At 59.1% G+C, this 22,320-nt stretch carries 19 protein-coding genes; 4 read left to right on the top strand and 15 right to left on the bottom strand.

What is annotated here, in order from left to right:
• Positions 1–12 precede the first annotated feature (12 nt).
• The gene (gene thiD, locus AC2T9U_RS02100; protein WP_493696498.1) at positions 13–849 is read left to right on the top strand and encodes a bifunctional hydroxymethylpyrimidine kinase/phosphomethylpyrimidine kinase; all 837 of its coding nucleotides are present in this window, start codon (positions 13–15) and stop codon (positions 847–849) included.
• Positions 849–1,532 (top strand): TenA family protein, encoded by a 684-nt coding sequence (locus tag AC2T9U_RS02095; protein WP_493696497.1) that lies wholly within the window; start codon positions 849–851, stop codon positions 1,530–1,532. Before thiD ends, AC2T9U_RS02095 begins: the two co-directional genes overlap by 1 nt.
• A 105-nt stretch (positions 1,533–1,637) precedes the next feature.
• Here the strand turns inward: AC2T9U_RS02095 and AC2T9U_RS02090 are convergent, their stop codons facing one another.
• From AC2T9U_RS02090 to AC2T9U_RS02075, 4 genes are all read right to left on the bottom strand, one after another.
• On the bottom strand, positions 1,638–3,362 hold the full coding sequence (locus tag AC2T9U_RS02090) for a thioester domain-containing protein (protein ID WP_493696496.1): 1,725 nt from the start codon (positions 3,360–3,362) through the stop codon (positions 1,638–1,640).
• A gap of 477 nt (positions 3,363–3,839) precedes the next feature.
• Positions 3,840–5,315, bottom strand: a complete 1,476-nt coding sequence (cycA, locus tag AC2T9U_RS02085) for a D-serine/D-alanine/glycine transporter (protein WP_493696495.1) — start codon at positions 5,313–5,315, stop codon at positions 3,840–3,842.
• A 223-nt stretch (positions 5,316–5,538) separates the two neighbouring features.
• The gene (locus tag AC2T9U_RS02080) at positions 5,539–6,483 is read right to left on the bottom strand and encodes a S8 family peptidase (protein WP_493696494.1); all 945 of its coding nucleotides are present in this window, start codon (positions 6,481–6,483) and stop codon (positions 5,539–5,541) included.
• Positions 6,365–6,967: a hypothetical protein gene (locus AC2T9U_RS02075; protein WP_493696493.1), complete on the bottom strand. Its 603-nt coding sequence runs from the start codon at positions 6,965–6,967 to the stop codon at positions 6,365–6,367. Before AC2T9U_RS02075 ends, AC2T9U_RS02080 begins: the two co-directional genes overlap by 119 nt.
• Positions 6,968–7,080: 113 nt before the next feature.
• On the opposite strand from AC2T9U_RS02075, the gene AC2T9U_RS02070 reads away from it, so the two are divergent.
• Positions 7,081–8,472, top strand: a complete 1,392-nt coding sequence (locus AC2T9U_RS02070) for an IS1380 family transposase (protein ID WP_493696492.1) — start codon at positions 7,081–7,083, stop codon at positions 8,470–8,472.
• Positions 8,473–8,821: 349 nt separating this feature from the next.
• On the opposite strand, the gene clpB is transcribed toward AC2T9U_RS02070, so the two are convergent.
• The 8 genes from clpB to AC2T9U_RS02030 form a co-directional block, all read right to left on the bottom strand.
• Positions 8,822–11,476 (bottom strand): ATP-dependent chaperone ClpB, encoded by a 2,655-nt coding sequence (gene clpB, locus AC2T9U_RS02065; protein WP_493696491.1) that lies wholly within the window; start codon positions 11,474–11,476, stop codon positions 8,822–8,824.
• Positions 11,477–11,705: 229 nt separating this feature from the next.
• Positions 11,706–11,972, bottom strand: a complete 267-nt coding sequence (locus AC2T9U_RS02060) for a hypothetical protein (protein WP_147279235.1) — start codon at positions 11,970–11,972, stop codon at positions 11,706–11,708.
• Between the two features lie 527 nt (positions 11,973–12,499).
• On the bottom strand, positions 12,500–13,438 hold the full coding sequence (locus AC2T9U_RS02055) for a homoserine O-succinyltransferase (RefSeq protein WP_493696490.1): 939 nt from the start codon (positions 13,436–13,438) through the stop codon (positions 12,500–12,502).
• Between the two features lie 208 nt (positions 13,439–13,646).
• Positions 13,647–14,072, bottom strand: coding sequence for a hypothetical protein (locus AC2T9U_RS02050; protein ID WP_493696489.1), 426 nt, complete (start codon positions 14,070–14,072; stop codon positions 13,647–13,649).
• Positions 14,073–14,210: 138 nt separating this feature from the next.
• Positions 14,211–14,816, bottom strand: coding sequence for a malonic semialdehyde reductase (locus AC2T9U_RS02045; RefSeq protein ID WP_493696488.1), 606 nt, complete (start codon positions 14,814–14,816; stop codon positions 14,211–14,213).
• 81 nt (positions 14,817–14,897) lie between these two features.
• Positions 14,898–16,583 (bottom strand): hypothetical protein, encoded by a 1,686-nt coding sequence (locus tag AC2T9U_RS02040; RefSeq protein WP_493696487.1) that lies wholly within the window; start codon positions 16,581–16,583, stop codon positions 14,898–14,900.
• Positions 16,580–17,281, bottom strand: a complete 702-nt coding sequence (locus AC2T9U_RS02035; RefSeq protein WP_493696486.1) for an ABC transporter ATP-binding protein — start codon at positions 17,279–17,281, stop codon at positions 16,580–16,582. Before AC2T9U_RS02035 ends, AC2T9U_RS02040 begins: the two co-directional genes overlap by 4 nt.
• A 60-nt stretch (positions 17,282–17,341) precedes the next feature.
• Complete coding sequence (locus AC2T9U_RS02030; RefSeq protein ID WP_493696485.1) at positions 17,342–18,148, bottom strand: DeoR/GlpR family DNA-binding transcription regulator; 807 nt, start codon at positions 18,146–18,148, stop codon at positions 17,342–17,344.
• A 127-nt stretch (positions 18,149–18,275) separates the two neighbouring features.
• On the opposite strand from AC2T9U_RS02030, the gene AC2T9U_RS02025 reads away from it, so the two are divergent.
• Positions 18,276–19,559, top strand: a complete 1,284-nt coding sequence (locus AC2T9U_RS02025) for a YbiU family protein (protein ID WP_493696484.1) — start codon at positions 18,276–18,278, stop codon at positions 19,557–19,559.
• Here AC2T9U_RS02025 and AC2T9U_RS02020 read toward each other — a convergent pair whose 3' ends face one another.
• From AC2T9U_RS02020 to AC2T9U_RS02010, 3 genes are read right to left on the bottom strand one after another with little or no spacing between them, the layout of a single operon-like run.
• Complete coding sequence (locus AC2T9U_RS02020) at positions 19,560–20,549, bottom strand: 4Fe-4S dicluster domain-containing protein (protein ID WP_493696483.1); 990 nt, start codon at positions 20,547–20,549, stop codon at positions 19,560–19,562.
• Entirely contained in the window at positions 20,549–21,256 is a 708-nt protein-coding gene (locus AC2T9U_RS02015; RefSeq protein WP_208303884.1) for a TorD/DmsD family molecular chaperone, read from the bottom strand. The genes AC2T9U_RS02020 and AC2T9U_RS02015 overlap by 1 nt, the downstream gene beginning before the upstream one ends.
• Entirely contained in the window at positions 21,253–22,317 is a 1,065-nt protein-coding gene (locus tag AC2T9U_RS02010) for a dimethyl sulfoxide reductase anchor subunit family protein (RefSeq protein WP_493696482.1), read from the bottom strand. The genes AC2T9U_RS02015 and AC2T9U_RS02010 overlap by 4 nt, the downstream gene beginning before the upstream one ends.
• Positions 22,318–22,320: the final 3 nt, after the last annotated feature.

Below are 22,320 nucleotides of genomic sequence, written 5' to 3'. Positions count from 1 at the left end.
TCAAGGGACCCCATGAACACCCACCCAACCGCACTGACAATCGCTGGTTCTGACCCCTCTGGCGGCGCAGGAATCCAAGCCGACCTCAAAACCTTCTCGGCTCTAGGCGCTTACGGAAGCACCATCATCACCGCGCTCACCGCCCAAAACACCTGCAAAGTCACCGACGTACACCCCGTCCCCACCGACTTCATCCGCGCCCAATTCAACACTCTCACTAGCGACCTCCACATCGACAGCATCAAAATCGGCATGCTCGCCACCCCAGCCATCGCCACTGAAGTCACAGACTTACTCACCACCTACAAAAAAAGCCGGACCCGCCAACAACAGCCCCCCGCCTACATCGTTCTCGATCCCGTCATGGTCGCCACCAGCGGAGATAGCCTCATGGCCCCCAATACTCTGGAGGCACTCAAACGCCTCATACCCCTAGCCGACGTCATCACCCCCAACTTGCCCGAAGCAGCCACCCTGCTCAACACCACCCCCGCAACCACTATCGAAGCCATGCGGCACCAAGCAACCGCTCTGCTAGACCTGGGCGCCACCGCCGTCATGCTCAAGGGTGGCCACCTCACCACCACCAGCGACACCACCGTCGACGTCTTCACCGACGCAACCGGAATCAGTGAACTGACTGGACCAGCCATAGCAACAACCAATACCCACGGCACAGGGTGCAGCCTCTCCTCGGCCTTGGCAGCTCTTCGCCCCCAACAACCCGACTGGCACACCACCGCAGCACACGCCAAAACGTGGCTTACCCACGCCCTCGAGCACGCAGATGCCCTCGACATCGGTCACGGCCACGGCCCCGTGCATCACTTTCACGCCTGGTGGAACTAATGGACTCCACTGTCACCCAACAATGGTGGCAAGACACTGCCACCATCCGCGCAGAAATCGACCGGTTACCCTTCCTCAACGCCCTAGCTGATGGCACCCTCGGACGCAGCATTTTTGTGGAATACCTCGCCCAAGACGCGCACTATTTACGCGACTACGGCCGAGTCATGGCGATGCTGTCAGCGATAGCACCTACCAGGAAAGCCTCCGTTTTTTGGGCCACAACAGCTGCGGAGTCTCTCGAGACTGAACAGCTTCTTCACGACTCACATTTGTCCCACATCCCTGCAGAAAACTTCCCCGCCCCCTCCCCCACATGCATGATGTACACGAGCTTTCTCCTGGCTGAAGCAACCCGTGGAAACTACGCAACTCTGTCAGCAGCTGTGCTTCCTTGCTTCTGCGTCTATGACGATGTCGGTCGCAGACTCGCCGCGCGCGTACGCGCTACGCGTCCCCATGAGACGGATCTTGCTTGGCATCCTTACGGCGATTGGATCAGCACCTACGAAGATGATGCCTTCAGCGCCGCTGCTGCGAATGCCTCAGCTTTAGTGAATGAAGCTGCCATAACAGCTACCGCAGCAATACGTGCGCGCATGCGCGAGGTCTACATCATGGCTACTCGATGTGAATGGATGTTTTGGCACGCAGCTTGGCGGCAAGAACGGTGGCCGGTCTAACTGGCTGTCCTGTAAGTCCTCATGACGCAGAGAGGCTGCCCACCCGTACCTACGGGTGAGCAGCCTCTCTAGCAGTTTGCTCACTGAGTTGATTGCTAGTTCAGATCAGCCGCGGGCAAAGAATTTCTGCACCGTCTTCTTAGCGGTGCCCCATGCGTTCTTAGCAGTGGCGCCCTTACCCAGCTCCCATGCGATGACGTGGGTGCGTCCTGCAGCAGAGGAAGCCAGTTTGCTTGCGGTGTTGACGTCGCCGATCTTCGCGCTGGTTTTAGCGTTGATCGCTTTCATGATGTCAGCGTGGCTAGCGTTGGCTGGCACCGTGACAGTGACGATCTGCCAGGCAGAGCGGCCCCACATGAACTTGTCCTCGCGGTACTTCAGTACACCGTCGTTATCCAAAGCGGCGACACCACGTGCCTGGACCGCATTCTGTGGCATGTAGCGGTCAACCTGGAAGGTGCGAGTCACCATTGGGGTGGCTACTTTACGGACCTTCTTGGGCTGTTCGGCGCGGTTTTTTTCTTTCTCTGGGGCTACAGGTGCTGGGGTGACAGGGGCAGTCGGTGCGGGGGTGGTGGGCTCGACCGGAGCAGGAGCAGCCGGGGTGGTTGGCGCCGCTGGTGCCGGTGCTGGGGTGGCGGGCTCCACCGGTGCTGGTGTTGTAGGAACAACTGGTGCTGGCGTGACAGGGGCAGTCGGTGCCGGGGTGGTGGGCTCGACCGGAGCAGGAGCGACTGGTTTTGCCGTCCAGTTAATCGTGGTTTTTGCCATGACGTGTTGTGTCACTGCTTTGGCCGTGATGAGGGATTGGCTTCCTTTGGCGTACCAGACGGTTCCAACCGGTGACGGCTGTCCTTGGGCATCAGCTGAGATTTCTACTGAACCCGCGGCGGCATTCTCCGGAACTGCCAGCTGCATCGTGGTGCCATCGGCGACTGCGGTGAGTTTGACGTCTCCGGTGTATTCCTTGCCCGAGACGGTAAGGGTCGCGCCTTCGGGCAAAGAGACGTTGACGTTGGCGGGAGCTGTTGATTTGAGGGTGAGGGGTTTGAATACATTGCCAGCAACATTGGTGCTGTTTGCGTTTTGGAAGAAGATTGAGGGAGTGACGTTCTCGACAACAGGAGCTTTTTCGGCGCGCTCGATCAGACGCTGGTAGGCCTCGTAGATGTCGATCTGGCTGCCATCGGCGAAACGCCCGATGCGGGTGTGGTTGCTCTCGTCGATCCAGTTGTTGGAGAGGTCAATACCGTTCGCGAAATGCCAGATAGCCAGCTGGGTGGCGTCGCGCATAGCGCGGTTGAGGTCTTTTTCGCTGTAGGTGCTGCCGTCAGCATAGGTGGGTAGTTCCATGCCGAGTGAGGCGAAAACCTCACGTGCAGGCTTTTGGGGGTAGGAGTTAGCCAGGAGCCACAAGACTTTGTGTTTGTTCGCGGTCCAGGAAGCACGGCGTTCGGCGGTTTTTGCTTGTGAGGTGTAGGTTTCCCAGTCTTGGGCGGAGTAGGCGCCACGGACACCGGTGATGCTGTCCAGGATGGGTGTGTCGACTTCGATGCAGTAGGCGTAGATTTCCTGGCCAGAGTCGTCGCCACGCAGCTGCAGAATGAGGGGGGCGACAGCCTCGTTCATTGCTTTGTCTTGAAGGATGTACTGGTTTCCGTTACCGAGTGCTTGGAGGAATGTGGCGGTGTTGTCCGTGGCGGTGGCTTCGGCAGCGTGAGCGTGGGGCGCGAATTGGCTGTTCATTCCGACCATCGCTGCGGCGATGCTCAGGGCGGCAATGGCGCGTTTGCTGGTGGTGATGGCCAGTGCGTTGGTGGTGATGTTCATGGTGTTCCTCTTTCGTGCGGGCGGGTGGTAGCCCGCTGTGCTGAGTGCTCGGTGTCGTGGTAGCCACGACACCGTGGCTTCCCCCTGTGATCGGCGTGGAGTTCTCCGCTGCCGGTCGCTGCCTTTTTCCCCTCTTGCGGCGACACCAACCTGATCGACCGTCCTAGTCGGGACTTGAGCAGTCGTCCGACAAAAAAGTGGGAAAAGTTGTTCACCCGTCCTAATTCAGAGGATTAAAGATGTGCTTTTTCATCGAAATACCTTGTTTTTCAAGGTTTTTATTTCGACTTATGGGTTTAGTGAGATGTGTCTAAGACGTACGTTCAAGTCGCGTACGTGCTCATATGGCGGCTCGTGTTGTACGTCTGCCTTACTTCATGAAGGTGGCGGTCGGCTTACTTCGAGGGGTCGGGTCACAAAGCGAGGGCGCCCATCCGGTAGTGGATGGGCGCCCCCGTGTAATCGTGGCCGGAATTGTTAGGAAGTGGGCTGGATTTGCGGGGTTTCTGTGTCTTTGTTGATGGTGTTTTTGCGGACAAAGATCCAAGCCACGCCGAGGAAGATAAACCAGAAGGGAGTTACCAGGAGTGCTTGGAGGGTGTCTGTTTCTTGGGTGAGTAGGACAAGAACGAATGCGAAGAAAGCCAGCACTATCCAGCACATGGGTATGCCACCAGGCATTTTGAATGCAGATGCTGCGTGTGCTTCAGGGTGGCGCTTTCGGTAGACCATGTAGCTGCACAGGATGAGTGTCCATACGAAGATAAATAGGACCGCCGAGATGGTGGTGACAACGGTGAAGGCTCCCATGATGGTGTCGCTGGCGAGCAGGAAAACGGCGCAGGCCACGAGCGCAACGGATAGGAAAAGTCCGTTTTGGGGGACTTTGCGGCTGGAAAGTTTCCCGAATGCGGCGGGGGCCATTTTGTTGTGTGCCAGGCCGTAGAGCATTCGTGAGGTGGAGAAGATGCCAGAGTTCGCGGAGCTGGAGGCAGAGGTGAGAACAACGAAGTTCATGACGGAGGCGGCTCCGGCGAAGCCGACAAGCTGGAACATGTTGACGAATGGGGATACGGCGGGGTTGATCTGATCCCAGGGGGTCACGGTCATGATGGCCATGAGGGCGAAGACGTAAAACAGGACGACGCGGATGGGGATGGAGTTGATGGCTTTAGGCATGCTGCGCTGCGGGTCAGCGGTTTCGGCAGCGGTAGTGCCTACAAGTTCAATTCCAACGAAGGCGAATACGGCAATTTGAAAGCCGGCGAAGAATCCTGGGAGGCCGTGAGGGAAGAAGCCGCCAGGGCGGTCCCATAGGTGGGTGAATGAGGCTTTGATGCCTTCGGGTGAGGTGAATCCGACAACTGCGAGGAAGATTCCTAGCACGATGAGCACGACAATCGCGATGACTTTGATGATGGCGAACCAGAATTCAAGTTCACCGAAGAGTTTTACTGTCAGGAGGTTGAGGCCAAGCAGGCCTAGGAGAGTGATAAGGGACAGGGCAATTGCCAGAGGGGTGAGGACGTCTGGGTCGGGGCCATGAACCCAAAAGTTCCAGTAGCCAGCGACCGCGATGACGTCTGCCATGCCGGTAACTACCCAGCAGAGCCAATATGTCCATCCGGAGAAGAATCCGGCCCAGGGGCCGAGGAATTCGGCGGCGAAGTCTTGGAATGACTTGTATTCGAGGTTGTGCAGGAGCAGCTCGCCCATGGCGCGCATGACGAAGAAAAGCATCACGCCGATGATGAGGTAGACGAACATGATGGAGGGTCCAGCAACGCTGATGGTTTTTCCTGAACCCATGAACAGGCCGGTACCGATGGCGCCGCCGATAGCGATGAGTTGGATGTGGCGGTTGGTCAGGCTTCGCTCCAGGGTTTCCTGGGCATCGCTGTGGCCACTGGAGTGGGGGGCGCTGTGGCTTCCCTGGGATGGGGTATCAGTCATTTGCCGTCGCATTCTCGTGAGGGCACGGCGGGTGCACCGTGGTGGAGGTCACATCGTTGTGACACCAGTAACACGCATTAAATAACGAATGACTGGTTGGTGGCACGAAACTGCGCAATGAACTATCTGGGTTTCAGTGGTGGCGTGCAGGCATGAGAACGGGCCCGGCTCGGGAGAGGAGAGGTGTTCTCCCTGGAGACGGGCCCGCGTTGTCGAGCGCGTGTCAGCGCAGTTTGTCGGCGGCTTTGAGAGCGGCCGGGGCGTTTACTTCACCGTGTCCGAAGTAGTTGGTGAGTTTTCCTCGAGCGCGGCAGGGCTGCTCAGTGCTGATCTTCCCAGACTTGGCGCAGGTGCGGGGTTTTGCGCTCTCTTCGAGGATTTTCTCGATTTGGTCGGGGGTGGCGTTGGGTAGTTTCTGTTTGACCAGGGCAGCGACGGCTGACACTGCCGGGGATGCAAAAGACGTTCCTGCGTTCTGCTGGTATTCCCCTGGGTAAGTAGCATATACGCCGGATCCGCGGGCGGTGAGGTCGACGATGCCTAGGCCGGAGGTTGAAGAGAAAGCGACGGTGCCGTCTTCATCGAGTTCACCGACGCCAAGGACGCCAGGCACCTCGGCGAGGAGCGCTTTCAGGCGCGAGGCTAGCCGGGGTAGGTTGCGTTCGGCGTTCGACGGCGGGATGTGGGGTTTGTCAGAAAGGTCTTCGCCGGAGTTCCCGGTGGCGGCGATGTTGAGCACTCCATGCTTGCGGGACCAGTCGTATGCCTTGTTCACTGCAGTGATGGCAGGGCCTTGGTCTGGGTCTTTGGGGTCCCAGAGGGCATGACGGGTGGCTTTGACGTTGTCCAGGCCGTAGGAGTGGTTGACGATGGGCAGTTTGTATTTGACTGCCTGCATCGCGGCGCAGATAGAGGCTTCGGGGTAAATGTCACCATTGTCGGAGACGACACGCATGGCAACTACCTGGGCTTTGGGCGCGATGCCGATCATGCCAGCACCATCGCGCACGGCGGTCATGATGGAGGAAACCATCGTGCCGTGGGTGTCTTTACTTTTCGGTGGGGCGCCATAGGTCGTTGCCGCTTTGCCACACGCCTGCTGCGGTACATGAGCCGGAGCGAGTTTTGTCGATACGTCCGGCGAGTTCGTTGTGCTCGTCGAAGACACCGTCGTCGGCGACACCGATGGTTACGCCGGTGCCGTCAGCTCCCTTGGGCAGGGAGGTAGCGCCAACGAACTGGGTCAGTTCGCCGGGCTTTTCAGCTTTCTTGGGCGGTGCCACCTTTTTGCGGGGTTGACGTGGCTTTTCTTTCTGGACCGCACCTACTGCACCGACAGACTGGATGCCGGGAACTTTGCGAATCTGCTGAACGACGCTCTTGACCTTGGCTTCGGGGGCGATACCGACGGTCACACCGATTTCTGGCCAGGAAGTGGCGTATGTTGCGCCGGCTTTCTTGATGGCTTCGGTGGCGGTTTTTGTGCCTTTTTCGCCGGCTTCGGTGTTGATGATGAAGCTGTGGCCAGCCGGGATTTTGCCGGCAGTTTTCGTGGTGTGAGCGGCCGGAGGGGCCTGCGTCGTGTGGGAAGCAGCTCCGGCCATCGGCGCGAATGCCAGGGGCGAGATGAGGGCGACAGCAGAGGCGATCACTAGCCCGGAGATTTCACGGTGTGAGTAGCCCCTGAATGCGAGAAGTGCCATTGAACTGCAAGGATGTCGCTTGCGACGGCAAACATCAGCAGGGATCGAAGGGCACTTCTCAGGTGAGTAAGCGTAGCGGGCTGTACCCGCATGTCCGCCTCGACGCGGCGCGGGTTCCTGCGGTCGCGCAGGCGGGTGGGGTGTTGTTGACGCGCACGGCCCGCGTCAGCGGGCTGGACGCGGCTCTGAGTGAAGCCTTGGCGCCGTGGCGTAAGCCGCTCGCCAGGCACGATCCCGCGAAGGTGATTTTGGATCTGACTGTCGCTCTTGCGTTGGGTGGGGATGACTGCTCGGATGCGAACCTGCTGCGCGCTGAACCAGGCTTGTATGGGGCCGTGGCATCCGACGCGACGATCTCGCGCACCATCACTACCCTGGCCGCTGACGTGGGCAAGGTCGAGAAAGCGATCGCCGCCGCGCGGGCCACGGCCCGGGCCAGCGCGTGGAAGCACGCCGCCAACCACGCCCCCGACCACGCGATCAGCACCGACAATCCGCTGGTCATCGACCTGGACGCGACCCTGATCACGGCTCATTCCGACAAGGAGAAGGCCGCACCGACGTTCAAGCGGGGTTACGGGTTCCACCCGTTGTGCGCGTTCCTGGACCACGGCGCCGAGGGCACCGGTGAACCGTTGGCGATGCTGCTACGCCCCGGGAACGCCGGGTCGAACACTGCCGCCGACCACGAGTACGTGATCAAGGAGGCGTTGAAGAACGTCCCCGGCATCAACCCCGCCCGGCCGGGCAAGAAGGTGCTCATCCGCACCGACGGCGCGGGCGGCACCCGGGACCTGCTGTGGTTCCTGCACCGTCGCGGACTGTCGTACTCGATCGGGTGGACGTTACCCGCGAACACTCCTGACCTGTACAAACTCATCCCTCAGCAGCTGTGGCAACCCGCTTACAACGCTGACGGCGCCGTCCGTGAGGGCGCTGACGTGGCCGAGTTCACCGGGGTCCTGCCGTTGAAGGGGTACCCGCCGGGGATGCGGGTGATCGTGCGCAGGGAGCGGCCCCACCCCGGCGCGCAACTGCGTTTCGACGACGTCGGCGGCTACCGGCTGACCGCGTTCGTCACCAACACCACCCGCGGGCAACTGGCTGACCTCGAGCTTCGTCACCGCCGCCGCGCCCGCTGCGAGGACCGCATCCGCATCACCAAAGACACCGGACTGAACGCCTTCCCGCTGCACAGGTTCGATCAGAACCGCCTATGGCTGTTGATCGTGCAACTCACGGGCGACCTCCTCGCCTGGATGGGCCTGCTCGCATTCACCAGCCACGATGCCCGCCGGTGGGAACCCAAGACCCTGCGCGTGCGCCTCTTTACCACCGCCGCGACACTCGCGCGCACCGCCCGCCGCAAGACACTGCACGTGAAGAACACCGGCCCCTGGGCGAACCTGATCGTCACCGGCTGGGGCGCTCTGGCTGCCTTGTCGCCGCCCTGACCAGCACCGACGCCCATCCCGACGACCCCAGCACAACCACCTCGTGAGTGGAACACGACGCCCGCCGGAGCCGAGATCCGAAGGGCAGTCGTACCCCGATGCCAGAATTCACCCCGCAGAAGCGGCAACGGCGCCGACTACACCGACGCCGCCACCCGATGAAACATCGAGGCTAGGGATCTGCGGATCATTTTCATGAGGAAAACTCCTGTGGGAGAGTGCGAATGAGTATATGTTCGCCCACATTGCTCACACTATGTTCACAGTGGACTCACACTCGTGGGTCACACTGTTTTTTTGTTGGTGCAACTGCCGGGCGCTGCGCATTTTGCTCGCAGCGCCCGGTGCATTACTGCTCGATTGCGCGGTCTTCGACGATTTCGGCGTCGACAACGTCATCTTCGGTGTTGGGAGTGCTTGCTGTGGTTTCTCGGGGCTGGGGCAGGAGCACTAGACCGTTGAATTCGTTGCTGGGATCGCTGTCCACGATGACGCGCTGCCCGTCTCGTACCTCACCGGCAAGGATGAGCCTGGCTAGTGGGTCTCCGATTTCTTTTTGGACGAGGCGTTTGAGTGGCCGGGCTCCGAATGCTGGGTCGTAGCCGGTGAGTGCGAGCCATTCTCGGGCGGCGTCGGTTACTTCGAGGACGATGCGGCGGTCTTTCAGGCGTGCGGCCAGGGAGTTGACCTGCAGGTCGACGATACTGCCGAGTTCTTCAGTGTTGAGGGGTTCGAAAACCACGACTTCGTCAAGCCTATTAACGAACTCTGGTTTGAACGCTGCCCGGACAGCGCTCATGACGGCGTCGTGTTTTGCATCATCAGTGAGGGCATCTTCGAGCAGGTAGTGGCTTCCCAGATTTGACGTCATGACGAGGATGGTGTTGCGGAAGTCAACGGTGCGTCCTTGCCCGTCGGTGAGGCGTCCGTCGTCGAGGACTTGCAGGAGAACGTCGAATGTTTCTGGGTGGGCTTTTTCGACTTCGTCGAGAAGGACGACGGAGTAGGGGCGACGGCGGACGGCCTCGGTGAGCTGTCCGCCTTCTTCATAACCGACATAGCCGGGAGGTGCTCCGATGAGTCGGGCAACTGCATGGCGCTCGGAGTATTCCGACATGTCGATGCGAACCATTGCGTGTTCGTCATCGAAGAGGAAGTCGGCAAGAGATTTAGCGAGTTCGGTTTTGCCTACGCCGGTGGGGCCCAGAAAGAGGAAGGACCCGGTGGGGCGGTCAGGGTCAGCGATGCCGGCGCGGCTGCGGCGTACTGCATCACTGACGGCGGCGACGGCTTTGTGTTGACCGATGAGCCGTTGACCGATGTGGTCTTCCATGTGGAGGAGTTTTTCGGTTTCCCCTTGCAGGAGGCGTCCTGTTGGGATGCCTGTCCATGCAGCGATGACTTCGGCGATGTCGTCGTAGGTGACTTCTTCTTTGAGCATGGGCTCAGGTGTTTCGGTGTTTTCTTGGTTGCGTTGGGCTTCGTCAATTTCGGCTTGAAGTCGCGGGATTTGGCCGTAGAGCAGGGGCGCAGCTTCGTCGAGTTTGCCGTCGCGTAGGAGAATGTCGGCTTTGATACGCAGGTCATCGAGGGTGGCTTTGAGTTCGCCGACTTGGTTGAGGCCTGCTTTTTCGGCTTCCCAGCGGGCATTGAGTGCGGCGAGTTGTTCATTTTTGTCGGCTAGGTCGCTGCGCAGGCGTGCGAGGCGTTCTTTGGATGCTTCGTCGTCTTCGCGAGCGAGGTGGAGTTCTTCCATTTTGAGGCGGTCGACGTTGCGGCGGAGTTCGTCGATTTCTTCTGGGGAGGAGTCGATTTCCATGCGCAGGCGGGAGGCTGCCTCGTCGACAAGGTCAATGGCTTTGTCGGGGAGTTTGCGGTTTTGGATGTACCGGTTGGACAGGGTGGAGGCGGCGACGAGGGCAGAGTCGGCGATGGCGACTTTGTGGTGTGCCTCGTAGCGTTCTTTGAGTCCGCGCAGGATGGCGATGGTGTCTTCGACGGTGGGTTCGCCGACAAAGACTTGTTGGAAGCGGCGTTCGAGGGCTGCGTCTTTTTCGATGTGTTTGCGGTATTCGTCGAGGGTGGTGGCGCCAACGAGGCGTAGTTCACCTCGAGCCAGGAGTGGTTTGATCATGTTGCCGGCATCCATGGCGCCTTCGCCGGATCCGCCAGCGCCGACGATGGTGTGGATTTCGTCGATGAAGGTGATGAGGCGTCCTTCAGATCGGCGGATTTCATCGAGGACGCTTTTGAGGCGTTCTTCGAATTCGCCGCGGTATTTGGCGCCAGCAACCATGGAGGATAGGTCTAGGGCAATGAGTTTTTTGTCGCGGAGGGATTCGGGGACATCTCCGGCGACGATGCGTTGGGCTAGCCCTTCGACGACAGCGGTTTTTCCGACGCCGGGCTCGCCGATGAGGACGGGGTTATTTTTGGTACGGCGGGAGAGAACTTGGATAACGCGGCGGATTTCGCCGTCGCGGCCGATGACGGGGTCTAGTTTTCCAGCGCGGGCGACGCGGGTGAGATCGGTTCCGTATTTCTCGAGAGCGTTGAAGGTGTCTTCGCCTGATTCGGTGGTGACTTTGCCGCCGCCGCGCATCTGAGGGATGAGTTGGTCGATGGTTTCAGCATCGATACCGAATTGGCCGGTGCGAGCGATGGCCAAGAGTAGGTGGTCGGTGGCGATGAATGTGTCGCCCATTGATTCCATGATTTTTTGGGCTTGGTCGAGCATGCTCATGGATGCGCGGGAGAGGTTAGGGCTGGCGACACTGCTGCCGGTTGCTTTGGGAAGTTTAGCTAGTTCGCGTTCAGCGCTGGCGCGAGCGGCGCGTAGGGATGATCCGCTTGCGTCCAGGAGAGGACCGGTGGTGGTCTCGGGTTGTTCAGCGAGAGCGAGAAGGAAGTGGGCTGGCTCGATGTGCGGGTGTCCCGATGCCGCGGCGTTGCGGGTGGCGGCGGAGAAAGCTTCTTGGGCTTTGGTGGTGAGTTGAAGGTTCATGAGCGTTTGGCTCCTTCTGGGGTGAAAGTTCTAGCCGCGCCGCTTCTGCTCGGCCAGGTCCTTCTGCGCCTGGTGTTTTCAGAATAGCGCTCCTGTTGACATCAACCTCAAGCAAGTTGCGTCTATTCCACTCAACTTTGATTTTTTATGATCCGCTCCCCACACGAACGCGGTGTGGCGCGGAGGTTCCCCTCCGCACCACACCGCGTTCACCGCCACAGGCCTCCTGTTAGACCGTTCCACTCACGAGCAGAACGAAGGCATACAGCGCTCCTGCTGTTGCGGGGACAAGCCCCCAGAGATTTACGCGGAATCCGTCCCATTCCTCATCACGCACACATACCCAAGAACGGTATGCGGCAATAACGAATGCGAGCATAAAAAAGATGACAGCGATTTTGGAAATACCGAGATAGCGCAAAATAACTGCCAGCGCTACCACAGTTATCGAATAAAGCCATCCGTGTTGGTTTTCCTGGACTGCATTTCTACTCATCACATTGTTTTCCACCGCGACCAAAACTCCCACAGCCTTCTTCAATTGAAAAAATTCAATTACCAAGAACCTGACGCGCAAATTTTTCGAAGGCTGCCTCTTGTCCCCTGCCCCGCATGCAACGACCCCACGCCACGCAGGCAGACACCCCCCGACTTGACATCAAACCTGGCAAAGAGGGGTTCAGTCTATCTAGTTCCCTTGTCGCCCATCAACGCTCCCGCCTTCCTTCTCAGCGCAACCCACCTCACCACTCCCCCTGCGCAACGCAGCCCACCGTCACCGCCACACGACCTCTACAAACACCCCTCGACCCGCAAAAATCGAACTTCCAGTCCCCCAATACCGAAGAAAACACACCAACCCTAAGAACAGGAATACACCAAATTCCCATGCATATATCAGGATAAAAACAGGTTTTCTACACAATGCCAGCTGTGCAAAAAATGCATCAACAAACTGATCAGAAATCTTCCATGCCCCACCCCCACCCAGCATCAGCTAGACAAGGCGACTCCCACACCGCTTTAGGACGACCCCATAGCTGCACCAGGAAAAGTAGGCGCTTCATACGGCGTCCCCTGGTAAACACAGTGGTTAAGCCAGTTCGCATAAAGAAGGAAGGCGTGCGCTCGCCACGAGACAATCGGGTCACGCGTCGGATCATCGCCAGGGAAATACCCGTGCGGCGGACGAATAGACAGCCCCCGGGAACGATCTCGCTCCCATTCACTGCGCAGGGTGTCACGCTCGTACTCCGGGTGCCCTGTCACGTAGAACGCACGCCCGTCCTTGCGGCCTGCCAAGTAGAGACCAGCTTCATCGGATTCGGCAAGAATCTCCAGCTCATCTATGAGCTCGACATCGTCGATTCGCGTGGCCGTATGCCGAGAGTGCGGGGCAGGAAAGTATTCGTCGAACCCAGATAACAGCGGCGAGGTCGGTTTCACAACACGGTGTTGAAACACCCCAAACATCTTCTCTGGGAGGTCATATTTAGGGATTCCGTAGTCGACATACAGGGCTGCCTGAGCACCCCAACAAATGTTTAACGTTGAATAAACGTTCTCTTTGGACCACGCGAGAACTTCGGTCAATTCACCCCAATAGTCCACCGCTTCGAAAGGCATCTTCTCCACTGGCGCACCAGTGATAATCAGACCATCGAACCACTCATCTTTGACCTGCGTGAATGTGCGATAGAACGCTCTCATGTGCTCTGGCGGAGTGTTGCGGGTGTGGTGAGAGCTCATGTTGAGCAGAGAAATCTCTACCTGCAGTGGCGTGTTACCCAGCAGGCGCAGCAAATGGGTTTCGGTATCGATTTTTAAAGGCATGAGGTTGAGGATCGCAATCCGCAACGGACGGATATCCTGGCGCGCGGCGCGCTCCTGGGACATAACGAACACGTTTTCCGCTTCGAGCACCCGGCGCGCTGGCAAGCTGTGCGGAATATTGACCGGCATCGTTCCCCCTCGACGATGCACCCCGTATCTCGGCGTGCAGTGACATCCCCAGTGTTCTCATCGGTTGCGAAGTCATTTTCCCGCGATCTATGGGCCACTTCGAAACCACATGTGTTTCGACCTGCTCCATCTTGCTTACCCCATGGATGCAGTAGAGCCCGCCTCGAATGTTCAAGGCGGGCTCTACTAGGGCACATGATGCGTGTTGTTATCGGGTAGGAGGCAGTTGCTCTCCATCGCTGTCTGGGTTCCTCAGAGAACTCTGGTGTTCCTGCGCAATGGGCGGCTCCACTCGCGGCTGGGAACCTGTTGCGGCGCGCTCTTCGTGCTCATCAAGACGAGCACGTGTCTCGGCCAGCTCAGCGGCTTGTTCACGCTCGCGGCGCTCCATTTGGCGACGCTCACGGTGCGACTGGTAACGGCGTTTAGTTGCAAAGAACGCCATCCACACGCCCAACATCATGAGCAGCATCGCGATAGCGCCAAGAACAAACATGGTGGCCGGGGTGATTGACAACGTGTTGCTGAACAAGTCAACGGTCACGGCAGGTGCTGTCTCACCTGAGGCAGCCCACAGGCAAAAACCAGCGATACCAAGGGCCAGAAACATGAGAACCGAACCAAGTACTGCCATACGTGTCTCCTTGCGAGGCTGCCCGAACATGCCGCATGTTCGGAAACGTGAGGTGGGCGATCGCGACCACAGTACCGACCTTCACGAGCAACATCGCAGACCGGCGGCTACTTCTTGGCGCCATCGTTGTGTTTTTGTTCAGATAGAGTTGAAGACCTCCTCGAATGCGAGGCGCTTGTTTCGTGGGTGGTATGACGCTGTGTCGGCATACCCAACGTTGGCAACGATGAGAGGGAACACTCGCTCGTCTGGGAAGAATTCTTTTGCGATGGAGGGAAAGTCCGCGCCTGTCATCGGGGCGACAGCAAGTCCGGCAGCACGTAGCGCCACGATCCAGTACGCAATTGAGAGTGTGGCGTTGAGATGAGCCGAAGGTGTTCTTTTTTCGCGTCCAAGTTTCTCGAACATGTCGTAGGCATCTTTATAGGCCGGGAACTGTTCTGCGGCGTACTGATGAAAGTCCAGGTCGGCAGCGAAAATGAGAGTCACTGGAGCGGTTCGTGTTTTTTCTTTGTTGCCACCAGACATGTGCTCAACCAGCGCGGCTCGGCGTTGCGGAGATCGTACAGCCAGGACACGCAAAGGTTGCAGGTTCATCGAGGTCGGGCCCCATTTTGCTAGCTCATACACCTGGCGGAGTTGTTCATCAGTGACTGGCTGATCAGTAAATGCGTTGGGGGTGCGGGCTTGGCGGAAGAGAAGATCTTGAGCAGCCTGATCGAGAGCGAAAGCAGTTTGGGTCATCCCCCACCCTAACTCTGGGTTTTCGGGCTGTTCTGCTTTGGAGGAACCGATTCCAAGTGGGGGATGACTATGGAGCTGGCTTTATGTCAGCTTTTTTCCTGCTTTCGCGCCGAGGAACCCGCTAATACTGCTGGCGAAGAACAGGGCGATGAATGCTGCGTGGAGCAGTACAGGAGGGCTAGTGGGGGTGATGGTGTGGTTCGGCGCTGCGTGGGCGACGCCGTGTCCCATGACCCACCATGTCACGAGAGTGAATAGGTAGACAGTGGCGGTGCGGGCAGCGGCGTCAGCAGCGACGCTGAACAGATCTGCTGTCCTGGTGGCTCCTAGGGCGGTAGTCACTGCAGTGGTGCGGTGGAAGCTGGCGTTGAGTAGGTAGACCGAGGCAACGCTGAACAGCAAAGATAACGTGATGAGTGGGGCGAGCATGGGGCCGATATCTGCGGCACCAGCGCCACGTATCACGGCTTGAGAAGGGCCATTCTGCGCCCAGGAGCGAGCAGTGGTTACGTTGATGGTGGGGTCGGGCAGTTTTTCTGTCTTCGTAAAGACAGGCAGGGCACGCCATGTGTGAACGGATTCGGGTGGGGCTCCGTCACGAAGTTTTTGCCACGGAGAGCCGGTCAGCCCGTTGCTAGGCGAAGACCATAGCGTTTCTCCTGGCGTGGCAGCGGGGGTGTTGCTAGCCCAGGTGAACAGGGCTTCTCGGGTGTTCTTCTCGGCGTAAGCAATACCGGAGTAACCGCTGGCGTCGGGCCCGATATGGATTAGTCCTACACAGCTGGAAGTGCTGCGGCAGATATGGTCGGCGCTCTGATGGGGCAGTAGCATCCCGTCCGCGGTGGTAGCGACGGCTGCGGTGGGGGTGAACAGATTTGCTAGGGATGCTCGCTGGATCAGTTCTACTGTGCTGATCATTGAGACCAGAGCAGCGAAGAGCACCACGGCGAATGTGGAGACAGTCACGCTAGATGACAGGCCGAAGATGCGGTCACGGGTCAGGGCAATCCTGGCAGCCCATGCTCCTGGCCAGCGGCGGGCCAGGAGCGGCGCGCAGCATACAAGCGTGAATAAGGCTGGGGCGAGCAAGACTGCGGCGATCACCCATATAAGGGCGCTGCCGAAGAGTGCACCCGGGCCATTGGTGGGAGCGGACAGCAGTAAAGCGACTGCGCTGATAACGGCGAGGACACCGGCTGTAGCTCGCAGATAGAACAGCACTGTGTTGCGGCGGCGGCGATGACTTTGTTCTCCGCGGAAGGGACGAGCTCGCCATCCTCCGAATATGGCCAGGAGTGCGGTGAGGGTGGTTCCGGTCAGGTAGGAGAGCGGCCACATTGCTGAGTCGTGGGGTAGGCCGTGGAATCCACCGGTGCGTAGCAGCCATAGCAGCATCCAGTAGGTCGGGACTGCTGCCAAGAGGGCCAGGGGTAGTCCCATCAGAAAGGCGACTAGGGATTGTGTGGCGGTGAAGATGTGGACGCGGGTTGGGCTGTATCCCAGGGCGGTTAGAGCAGCGAGGTCGTCGTCGAATCCGGCTCGCACGACGTCGGTGACGCTGCATGCGATGGCGAACAGTCCGATTGTGGTTGTGAGGAGGAAAATGGTGAGCGCGCCAGTGTTTCCACCACTGGTGATCGAGGCAGTGAGGAGTCCGGTTAAGGCGATCATTCCCGCGGTAGATGCGGCGTAGACAAGTATGGGTGCCAGGAATGCGCGCAGGGTGCGGGTGACGCTCAGCGCGGCTGGGCGTAGAGGTGTGCTCACTGCGGTGTGCTTTCTGTGCGGGCTTGTGCTGGTTCGCTTTTCTGAGTGTGGGTTTCTTGGATCTGTCCGTTGTCGATGGTCAGGATGCGGTCGGCGTAGTTTTGGGCGCGGTTGGTGTCGTGGGTGACGCACATGACGGTGGTATTGGCGTGATGGGCGAGGTCACGTAGACCAGACAGGACGAGGTCGGAGTTGGTGGCGTCCAGTGCTGAGGTGGGTTCGTCTGCCCAGACCAGTGGAGAGCGTCGATAGATGGCGCTGGCCATTGCCACTCGCTGGCGTTGTCCGCCGGACATATGTGAAATTCGAGAGTCGGCGTGGTTGAGGAGTCCTACTGTTTCTAGTGCGTTCCGGGCTGTGTCGGTGTCACGGCGAATACCGGCGATTTCACCGGCTATGAGAACGTTTTCCAGTGCGGTGAGGTATTCCACGACGGATCCTCGCTGGATGAGGTAGGTGCCTTTGCGGCGCACTTGTCGGCGTGCTCGAGCATGCCGAAGGTCCAGGCCTAGGACGTGGACTTGCCCGGAGGTGGCGGGGATAGTTCCAGCACAGACGTCTAAAAGTGTGGATTTCCCGGTTCCGGAGGGTCCGCATATGGCGATGAATTCGCCGGCACGGACATGGATTGAGGGTATGAGGAGCTGGAAGGACGAGCGCGGGTGTTTCACCACGACGTTGTGTAGGTCCACGATCATGGTTCATTCCTACCTGGTAGCGGCAGGGTCGAAAATTTAGTTGTGCCGTTAGAGAGGGGGTCAGTCGTTGTGTGCTGCGGTGACAGTGGTGACGTCTACACCGCAGGAGCACAGTTCAGCGAGGGCTTCGTCACTGATATTGGCATCGGTGAAGACGCGGCCTACCGCTCCGGCTGAGCACAGATGTACAGGGGCACGTGTTCCGAATTTGCTGGAGTCGCTGAGGACGACGATCTCCTCAGCTTGAGCTGCCATGGCGCGGACTGCTTCGGCTCGGGCAATGTCACGACCGGAAAAACCCCGGCCGGTGTCGAATCCGTCGACACCGATGAAGCATGAGGTGACGTGGAAGTTTCTCGCTGCTGCAGCCAGGAGTGGACCCACCATGACTTGGGATCGGGTTTGGTATTCGCCGCCGAGAACGATGACGCGAGGGGCGGAGGTGTTACGGACGTAGTCGGCGATGAAAGCGGAGTTAGTGATGATGGTGATGCCGCGGTCTGCGACACAGAGCTCTTCAGCAAATAGGGCTGCAGTAGATCCTGATTCGATCAAGATGGTTTCGCCGTCGGGAACGGTTTGCGCGGCGGCTCGCGCGATGTGGGATTTCACTTTGAAACCAGAGGCAAGGCGGGCGCGGATGTCATCACCAGCGTTAGCGACCGCGGCTCCATGTTCGCGGCGAAGTAACCCTTGTCGGGTGAGTTCGTCGAGGTCTTTGCGAACGGTGACTTGACTGACGCCTAGGAGTGCAGCGAGCTCGCCGACTTCAACACGGCCACGTTGGGTAACGATGTCCAGTGCACGGTCACGTCGGCCGCCGAGGCTTCGGGTAGCGGAGGGGGCGGTTCCTCTTGTTCGCTCCATAGGAGAAGCATAGGCTTTCGTTTGAAATCAAAAAGATTTCGAGTGTAGTGACGTGTCGGTGTGGAAATGAGGACGCGGATTCACTGCTCATGCATTTTCCCTACCCGATGAAAAGAGGGTTCCCACCGTGACCGATACCGCTCTTCCAGTGATCCCTGCCTCGACAGCACCTACTGATTTCGCTGCAGCCGTCCGCACAGCCAAGAAAGACATCATTTCCGAAATCGGTTCTCCTCAAGCTGCTTACGCGTCGATGATGGATCATCTTCGTCCCGTTCTTGAGGAAATCATTGCGTTGCGGGACGCTGGAAAACAGGTGTGGCCGCAGATCGACTACGACCGGATTGCTTCTGGTGCCGTCACCGAGGCAGAACGAGATCTCATCCGGGCGCGTGGCTGCCTGGTAATCCGTGGCCATTTCCCCCGCGAACAAGCTCTGGACTGGGACGCACGTTTAGAGGAATACGTCGACGCTAATGATTTCGCGCGGATCTACCGTGGCGCAGGGGATGACTTTTTCAGCACTACCTCTGCCTCCAAACCCGCGATCTACCCGATCTACTGGTCACCTTCCCAGATGGAGGCCCGTCAATCCTCCCGTATGAACTGTGCCCAGTCGTTCCTCAATCGCCTCTGGAAATACGAATCAAACGGGACCCGGTGGTTTGACCCAGACCGCAGCATTATCTATCCCGATCGCATCCGTCGCCGCGCCCCCGGCAGCAGCAACGGTGGTCTTGGGGCGCATTGCGACTCTGGTTCGCTAGAGAGGTGGCTGCTCCCGGCATACCGCAAGGTGTATTCCGCTCTCTACGCGGGGCGCCCCGAGCTTTACGACCCATGGGATGCAGCTCACCGGCCCCAGATGCACGAGTACGAAGGCGGCACCACCAAATGTTCGGTGTTTCGCACTTTCCAGGGGTGGACGGCTCTGTCTGACATGCGCAATGACCAAGGGGTCTTACACACTGTTCCTGCTCCTGAGGCACTCGGGAGTGTTTTGCTTCGGGCATTACTGCCTGATGCGGCCCCAGACGAGCTGTGTGGTGTGCAGCCTCGTATGGTCTTGGCTGTTCTCGAAAAGTGGCACCCCGAGCTGCATGCCGCGCTGACTCCTATCCCTGATCTACGGGCTGGTGACTCGGTGTGGTGGCACGCCGACGTTATCCATTCTGTCGCTGCGGTGCAGAACCAGGATGGTTGGGGCAACGTCATGTATATCCCTGCGGCCCCGGCGTGTACGAAGAACCTCATTTATGCCCGCCACACGTACCGTGACTTTCTCGCTGGTCGGTCACCGCACGATTTCCCGGCCGAACATTACGAAACCGATTGGTCTGGCAGGTTCACTGCCGAGCAGCTCACTGATCACGGGCGCCGAGCTTTCGACCTGGACACAGTGAATGGGTAATTACTGTCTATCCCGGGCAGGCAGTGTTGAGCCGAAAGGTTTTTTCCTTCGGTAAGCGCACACCTGACAGAGTCCACCTGCATCAACAGGGGTGGGGGCGCAGCAACGCGTACACGGGGCAACTTCCTGTTGGGCAACGGGTAAGACCCCTCCCCGCAGTTGATCGCTCCACCGAGCATGCCGACGCACCGTGAGCACGTGTGATGGGCACATCTGGACACAGTGACGGCATCCGGAGCAGGCTGCGATATTTTCGGTCAGCACAGCTGTACTTTCGCTAACAATCTGCAGGTCTAGGGCTTTTTCCGGGCACGTTCGTATGCAGGTGCCGCACGCGTTGCATCCGGGAGCTGCGAGCATCACCGCTGGGGCAGCGGTAGTGGCCGCAGCGGTTGCATCGGGGACGCGGTGCCCGGTGGTTTCATGCAAGTTCACCAGGGCGGTGATGAGGTCACTGTGCTCGGATGCCTGCCGGTGGGGCAGAGTGCTCTGGGATGGTGCGCTGATGAGGGTGCGGCGCGAGACCGGCATAGATTTGCCTTCGAGCAGCGGTATCGGCGTGGCGGGGCTACTGGTGGCAGGTGGCAGTGATGTCCACACCTGGAGCGAAGGGGTGCCTGGATTTTTCTGTTCTGTTTCGGGCGGGGTGGTGTTTGTGTCACGTATGAGGGCCAGGAGGTCATTCATTCGTGCATGCACGTGGTCAGGGCGAGCGCATCCGTTGATGAGCAGACGCACACCGGCGGCGCCATCGGCCAGGATGTGCACCACCTGGCTGCGGCGCACGTGGGCTAGGCATCCTGGTGCCCGGATGACTACCGCTTCTGGGCGGGCACGGGTAACCGCATATGCGGTGTCGTGCGGGTGTGGATGTTCTGCACATATCAGCACCACTTCGATTCCGGCTGATCTGCTTTGTAGCCACTGTCGTACTGCACCGAGTTCTGTCGTCGCAGCAAGAGTTTGTGAGGTGGTGTGCAGAGTTGGCATCACAGTGGCCCGTTGGGTTTAAGGAGGGCTGGTGCTGCATCCAGGAGTGCAGCGGTGGCAGCGGCCACTGCTTGGTAGAAGGTGGTGTGGGCGCGGGCGCGTACTAGTGCACAAAAGTCTGGTGCCCACGGCAGCAGGTGGGTGGCGGTGAATTGGCGGGCGCCTTGGGCGTAGATGGCTGCGGACTGGGTGTCGTCTTCTTCTAGGCAGTCTGATGCCCATGTGGCTAGGGTTGCGAGGAATTCTAGTTCGAGGCCGATGTGGTCATCGGGTTCTTTGCCTTGTCTGGGTGCGCTGAGCCCATAGTGCTGATACCAGGCGCGCACATCGAGGGTTTCTGGTTCGAACAGCAATCCTTCGGCAGATGTGTGCACTGATTCGTAGGGGGCGGCTTCCATATGTCCCGGGCCAACGAACAGGCGCTGGTGGTCGGCGGCTACGGCGTCTACATCATGCGGACCAGCGAGGTGGCGTAGTGCCGCCTGGCTTGATGCGTCTGTAGGCGGTAGTGGCCAGGCGTGGGGGAGGTTTTCGGCGTGGAGGTTCTCCAGAACGTCAGCGCCAGCCGGTGCCAGGAACCAGCGAGATAGGGGTGTTGCTGTGGCGGCGAGTTGGATCAGGTTCTCAAAGGCAGGTGGGGCGGGCAGCTGCCTTGTGGGGGTGGTTGACCCGAGCGTTGGCCAGGGTAGCGGTGTCGGGGTGTTCATATCCCGACCCGGAACATCGAGGTGTAGAACTGCGATCGGGCGATGAACTCGGCAACGAATACGAGGACGAACGCGACAGTCATGACCACTGCGACCTGCTCAGCGTGCCCCCATTGGAGCTGTGCTTTCGTCGAGGTGAGAGTGTCTCCTCCTGATGAATAGGTTCCTGTGTTGGGGTCTGCTAGGCGGAAAAGGAACAGTCCGAGCAGCCCTGCCCCTAGCACAGTCATCGTGAATCGGATGATGGCTGCTGCTCCGGTGTAGGCCTGTGCGCTGTTTAGAGCGATCTGTTTGGGCTCAACTGTCAATAGGTGCGTGAAGATGAGCACGTACCAAGCGATTTGCAGAACGAGTAGCACGATCCCGGCGACAGCGATGCCGCGCAGGCAGCTGAGAATGAGGCGAGTGCCCGCTTCGGAAGCGGCTTTGCCACCGAGGCGTTCAACGATTGACAGGTGGGCCCGCTTGCGGGAAATCTCTTCCAGGCGAGTCATCATCGGGCTGCTATACATTCCGCGGCGACGCAGCATCGTGACCGTGACGAATGCGGTACCGATAGCGAAGGCACCCAACAGCAGTGTTGTTGTAGCGAATTGAGCGAACGTCAGCCATGTGGCCCATACGGGAACAGTGGGCAGAGAGATGTAAACCATGCTCATCGAGATGATGAGCAGCACTCCACAAGCCGCGGCAACGAATGCGAGCGCCTGCCGTAATGCGGCTGATCCGATTCGGAAAAGTTGGCAGGCTGTGTAGAGGAACCCGGTGCTGGCGAATAGCATGCCCGAGACGATTTCTCGGCTCAGCCACGATGTTTCTAGGTGTCGGAAGACGTTGAAGACGTGGAATACGTCGTTCATGTGGAACGTGGAGGCTCCTAGCCCAAGGAGCAGGGCTGCTCCGACAGCTAGTACGGCGGGGTCGCTGATTTCTTCGACTGCGTGGGTGTCGTAGCCGCGTAGCCGGGCAGCGGTGTTGATCACGCCGAGCACAATGAACGCGCCCACGGACATCTGTGCCAGGACGGTGAACGCGATCATGGGCAGTTCGTGCATGTTCATCGG

The organism is Dermatophilus sp. B7861-1, assembly GCF_058996045.1.
Note: the sequence above shows the minus strand (reverse complement) of the source record. Positions and strands in the feature narration are given on the sequence as shown.

Coding starts and splice junctions, on each gene's coding strand:
- AC2T9U_RS02030 (WP_493696485.1), bottom strand. CDS start 18,148: ATGGAGCGAACAAGAGGAACCGCCCCCTCCGCTACCCGAAGCCTCGGC.
- AC2T9U_RS02055 (WP_493696490.1), bottom strand. CDS start 13,438: ATGCCGGTCAATATTCCGCACAGCTTGCCAGCGCGCCGGGTGCTCGAA.
- clpB (WP_493696491.1), bottom strand. CDS start 11,476: ATGAACCTTCAACTCACCACCAAAGCCCAAGAAGCTTTCTCCGCCGCC.
- AC2T9U_RS02045 (WP_493696488.1), bottom strand. CDS start 14,816: ATGACCCAAACTGCTTTCGCTCTCGATCAGGCTGCTCAAGATCTTCTC.
- AC2T9U_RS02010 (WP_493696482.1), bottom strand. CDS start 22,317: ATGAACATGCACGAACTGCCCATGATCGCGTTCACCGTCCTGGCACAG.
- AC2T9U_RS02090 (WP_493696496.1), bottom strand. CDS start 3,362: ATGAACATCACCACCAACGCACTGGCCATCACCACCAGCAAACGCGCC.
- AC2T9U_RS02060 (WP_147279235.1), bottom strand. CDS start 11,972: ATGAGTAGAAATGCAGTCCAGGAAAACCAACACGGATGGCTTTATTCG.
- cycA (WP_493696495.1), bottom strand. CDS start 5,315: ATGACTGATACCCCATCCCAGGGAAGCCACAGCGCCCCCCACTCCAGT.
- AC2T9U_RS02020 (WP_493696483.1), bottom strand. CDS start 20,549: ATGCCAACTCTGCACACCACCTCACAAACTCTTGCTGCGACGACAGAA.
- AC2T9U_RS02050 (WP_493696489.1), bottom strand. CDS start 14,072: ATGGCAGTACTTGGTTCGGTTCTCATGTTTCTGGCCCTTGGTATCGCT.
- AC2T9U_RS02035 (WP_493696486.1), bottom strand. CDS start 17,281: ATGATCGTGGACCTACACAACGTCGTGGTGAAACACCCGCGCTCGTCC.
- thiD (WP_493696498.1), top strand. CDS start 13: ATGAACACCCACCCAACCGCACTGACAATCGCTGGTTCTGACCCCTCT.
- AC2T9U_RS02095 (WP_493696497.1), top strand. CDS start 849: ATGGACTCCACTGTCACCCAACAATGGTGGCAAGACACTGCCACCATC.
- AC2T9U_RS02015 (WP_208303884.1), bottom strand. CDS start 21,256: ATGAACACCCCGACACCGCTACCCTGGCCAACGCTCGGGTCAACCACC.